The sequence below is a fragment of the Gelidibacter sp. genome (assembly GCF_039916245.1).
Classification (GTDB): Bacteria; Bacteroidota; Bacteroidia; order Flavobacteriales; family Flavobacteriaceae; genus Gelidibacter.
Window position 1 is genome coordinate 1 of record NZ_JBDSLS010000028.1, and the last position, 3,645, is coordinate 3,645.

Sequence of the window (3,645 nt, forward strand, 5' to 3'; positions counted from 1 at the left end):
ACGTTATTGTTGGACATAGAATTCCTGCAGGAACAGGGGTGAGACGCTATGAGCATATCATCGTTGGTTCTAAAGAAGAATTCAATGAAATGATGAAAGCTAAAGAAGAGTTTAATTACAATTAATAAAATCCCCGCGCAGGCGGGGATCTCATGAATCAAAAGGCGTGTTTGACTTTTTTAAAGATGACACGTCAGTTGATTCAAGATATTAACCTTTAAAAAAGAGATTTCTGCCTTTGCAGGAATATTATTATGAGCGATAATAACGAAGCATCAAAGCAAGGACAAATTAATATTGAATTGGACGAAAAGATAGCCGAAGGAATTTATTCCAACTTAGCCATCATCAATCATTCGGTATCAGAGTTTGTTGTTGATTTTGTCAGCATCATGCCTGGAACTCCAAAAAGTAAAGTGAAGTCACGTATTATTTTGACGCCACAGCATGCAAAGCGCTTGCTTAAAGCTTTAGGTGAAAATGTAAAGCGTTTTGAAACCTCTCATGGTGAAATTAAGGATTACGAGCAGCCACCAATTCCATTGAATTTTGGACCTACTGGTCAAGCTTAAATCGCGATAAAAGTATTTGTTGGTATCAACCGACTGCAATTAAAAAATCCCTTTGAATTTATATTCAAAGGGATTTTTTTTGTCAAGTTTTAAGCTACTTTATGATTAAGATGAAATTTCAAAGCTCCAGATGGGCACTTTTTGACTTGCTCAATGATTTTTTGAGATGGTGCACCATCTAAGTCAATCCAAGGGATGACTGAAGTCCTAAAGACATCCGAGAGTTCTCTTGCACAACGACCTGCGCTGATGCAAACAGATGGTTCGTAAATAATAGTAATATTGCTATTACTAAACTGATTAGCATTTATTTCCATAAGTAGATCAATTTGGGGTTTGAATCTCTTCAGATTTAGAAAAGTTACGAGCAGCAATTCTAAGTTTATCTATTAAATGTATTAAAAATCCGATGAAGAACAAACTATAAAAATTAATATCGATGAATGACATCGACTGAAGTTTAAAAATTAATTTCAAATCCCAAATTCCAAAATGTTGTCTATTGGAATTTGGAATTTTAAAAAATTGTAATTTGATTCCTATTTGTATTCCGAAACAAAATGGAATTTAATAGTAGGATAGGTCTGTTGGGTCATTTGCAATGAAAATTGCGAGTCTGCTAAAAACACCAATTGGTCATGTTTATCCTTAGCCAAATAACGTTGTTTTACCCTTAAAAACTCTTTGTATTCGGCATTTTTTGGATCGGTCGGCTCTACCCAACAGGCTTTATAAACCTTCAGGTTTTCATAAGTACATTTGGCACCATACTCATGTTCCAAACGGTACTGAATAACTTCATACTGTAAGGCACCAACGGTTCCAATGACTTTTCGTCCGTTAAGTTCTAATGTAAATAACTGGGCAACACCTTCGTCCATTAATTGATCAATACCTTTATAAAGTTGTTTTGATTTTAATGGATCTGCGTTATTGATATATCTAAAATGTTCCGGTGAGAAACTTGGGATACCTTTGTAGTTTATAATCTCGCCTTCAGTAAGCGTATCGCCAATCTTGAAGTTACCCGTATCATGGATCCCTACAATGTCCCCAGGATAGGAAATGTCCACAATTTCCTTTTTCTCAGCAAAAAAAGCATTCGGACTGGAGAATTTCATTTTTTTATTATTTCTAACATGGAGATACGGTTTATTGCGTTCAAACGTACCTGAAACAATTTTTATAAATGCCAAACGGTCACGATGATTTGGATCCATATTGGCATGAATTTTAAATACAAATCCTGTAAATTCTTTTTCATCGGGTTTCACTAAACGTTCTTCGCTTTGTTTTGGTCTTGGTTTTGGAGCAATTTCTACGAAACAATCCAATAACTCGCGAACTCCAAAATTATTTAATGCTGATCCGAAGAATACCGGTTGTTGATGTCCATTTAAATATTCATCGCGATCAAATTCTGGGTAAATGCCTTCTACAAGTTCTATTTCTTCACGAAGTGTAGTTGCGGCTTTTTTACCGATGAGTTTATCTATTTCTTCGGAGGCTAAATCAGAAATTTCAATAGTTTCTTCGATGCTTTTTCGACTACTACCGCTAAATAAATTGATGTTTTTTTCCCAAAGATTATAGATACCTTTAAAATCGTAGCCCATTCCTATCGGAAAACTCATTGGAACGACGCTTAAACCAAGTTTTTGTTCAATCTCATCCAACAAGTCGAAAGCATCTCGTCCTTCACGATCCAGTTTATTGATAAACACAATCATCGGGATGTTTCGCATGCGACAAACTTCCACTAATTTTTCAGTCTGCTCTTCAACACCCTTGGCGACGTCAACCACAACAATAACGCTATCTACAGCAGTTAGGGTTCTAAAAGTATCTTCGGCAAAATCCTTGTGTCCAGGAGTATCTAAAATATTAATTTTGGTGCCTTCATATTCAAAAGCCAAAACCGAAGTTGCTACCGAAATTCCACGCTGGCGTTCAATTTCCATAAAGTCACTGGTTGCTCCTTTTTTAATTTTGTTGCTTTTAACCGCACCAGCTTCTTGAATGGCACCTCCAAATAATAATAGTTTTTCGGTAAGTGTGGTTTTCCCGGCATCGGGATGCGCAATAATACCAAAAGTACGGCGTCTTTCTATTTCTGTTTTAAAACTCATAATCTCTTAAAATGGGTTGCAAAGATACCATTATTGAAAGCATTTTTAATAGAAGACTTCAGCCGATTTTAATTTTAAGCTAACATTGGTGCTTTTTATAACTTTTGTTGGTATTTTTGTAAGCTATGACTGAAGAAAGAGTAATCCTCGTTAATGAAAAAGACGAGCAAATTGGCTTAATGCCAAAGCTAGAGGCGCACGAAAAGGCATTGTTGCACCGTGCCTTTTCTGTGTTTATTTTTAATAAAAAAAACGAACTGATGTTGCAACAGCGCGCAGCACATAAATACCATTCGCCATTGCTTTGGGCAAACACCTGTTGCAGCCATCAGCGTGAAGGAGAATCTAATATTGAAGCAGGAAAACGACGCTTGCAGGAAGAAATGGGTTTTGTAACCGAGTTGGAAAACACGGTTTCATTTATCTACAAAGCTCCTTTTGACAATGGCCTGACAGAGCATGAATTTGATCACGTTATGATTGGTAACTATGAAGGTGCGCCGACGATCAATCCTGATGAAGTGGCCGCCTGGAAATGGATGCCTTTAGAAGACGTGAAAAGCGATATTTTAGAACGTCCTGAAATATATACAGAATGGTTTAAGATTATTTTTGATAAATTTTATGAACATATAAACAGAGCGTAATCATGATTGTAACTGTTAGTAGAAAAGCACATTTTAATGCCGCACACCGACTTTTTAGAAAAGAATGGAGTGATGAAAAGAATGAAGAGGTATTTGGGAAATGTAGCAATCCTAACTTCCATGGTCATAATTATGAATTAATAGTAAGCGTAACTGGACGGATTGATCATGAAACTGGGTTTGTCATGGACATGAAAGTGCTGAAGGATATTATAAAGGAAGAGATTGAAGATCATCTTGACCACAAGAATTTGAACATTGAAGTTGAAGAGTTCAAAGATTTAAATCCGACGGCTG

Annotated in this window: 5 protein-coding genes; 3 read left to right on the top strand and 2 right to left on the bottom strand. The window is 36.2% G+C overall.

Translation table 11 applies throughout. The annotated features are described in order from the left end of the window. The first annotated feature begins 254 nt into the window (after window positions 1-254). On the top strand, window positions 255-572 hold the full coding sequence (locus tag ABIQ28_RS01600; RefSeq protein ID WP_348035001.1) for a DUF3467 domain-containing protein: 318 nt from the start codon (window positions 255-257) through the stop codon (window positions 570-572). Between the two features lie 89 nt (window positions 573-661). Here ABIQ28_RS01600 and ABIQ28_RS01605 read toward each other — a convergent pair whose 3' ends face one another. Together ABIQ28_RS01605 and ABIQ28_RS01610 are read right to left on the bottom strand one after the other, a co-directional pair. Next, window positions 662-889, bottom strand: a complete 228-nt coding sequence (locus ABIQ28_RS01605; protein ID WP_348035002.1) for a (4Fe-4S)-binding protein — start codon at window positions 887-889, stop codon at window positions 662-664. A 222-nt stretch (window positions 890-1,111) separates the two neighbouring features. Then, on the bottom strand, window positions 1,112-2,701 hold the full coding sequence (locus tag ABIQ28_RS01610; RefSeq protein WP_348035003.1) for a peptide chain release factor 3: 1,590 nt from the start codon (window positions 2,699-2,701) through the stop codon (window positions 1,112-1,114). Window positions 2,702-2,826: 125 nt separating this feature from the next. On the opposite strand from ABIQ28_RS01610, the gene idi reads away from it, so the two are divergent. Together idi and ABIQ28_RS01620 are read left to right on the top strand one after the other, a co-directional pair. Next, complete coding sequence (idi, locus tag ABIQ28_RS01615; RefSeq protein WP_348035004.1) at window positions 2,827-3,348, top strand: isopentenyl-diphosphate Delta-isomerase; 522 nt, start codon at window positions 2,827-2,829, stop codon at window positions 3,346-3,348. A gap of 2 nt (window positions 3,349-3,350) precedes the next feature. Next, on the top strand, window positions 3,351-3,645 hold a 295-nt coding region (locus ABIQ28_RS01620), incomplete at its 3' end, for a 6-carboxytetrahydropterin synthase (protein ID WP_348035005.1).

Bases quoted from the DNA above. Each gene is read 5' to 3' on its own strand.
- idi (WP_348035004.1), top strand. From the start codon at position 2,827: ATGACTGAAGAAAGAGTAATCCTCGTTAATGAAAAAGACGAGCAAATT.
- ABIQ28_RS01605 (WP_348035002.1), bottom strand. From the start codon at position 889: ATGGAAATAAATGCTAATCAGTTTAGTAATAGCAATATTACTATTATT.
- ABIQ28_RS01600 (WP_348035001.1), top strand. From the start codon at position 255: ATGAGCGATAATAACGAAGCATCAAAGCAAGGACAAATTAATATTGAA.
- ABIQ28_RS01610 (WP_348035003.1), bottom strand. From the start codon at position 2,701: ATGAGTTTTAAAACAGAAATAGAAAGACGCCGTACTTTTGGTATTATT.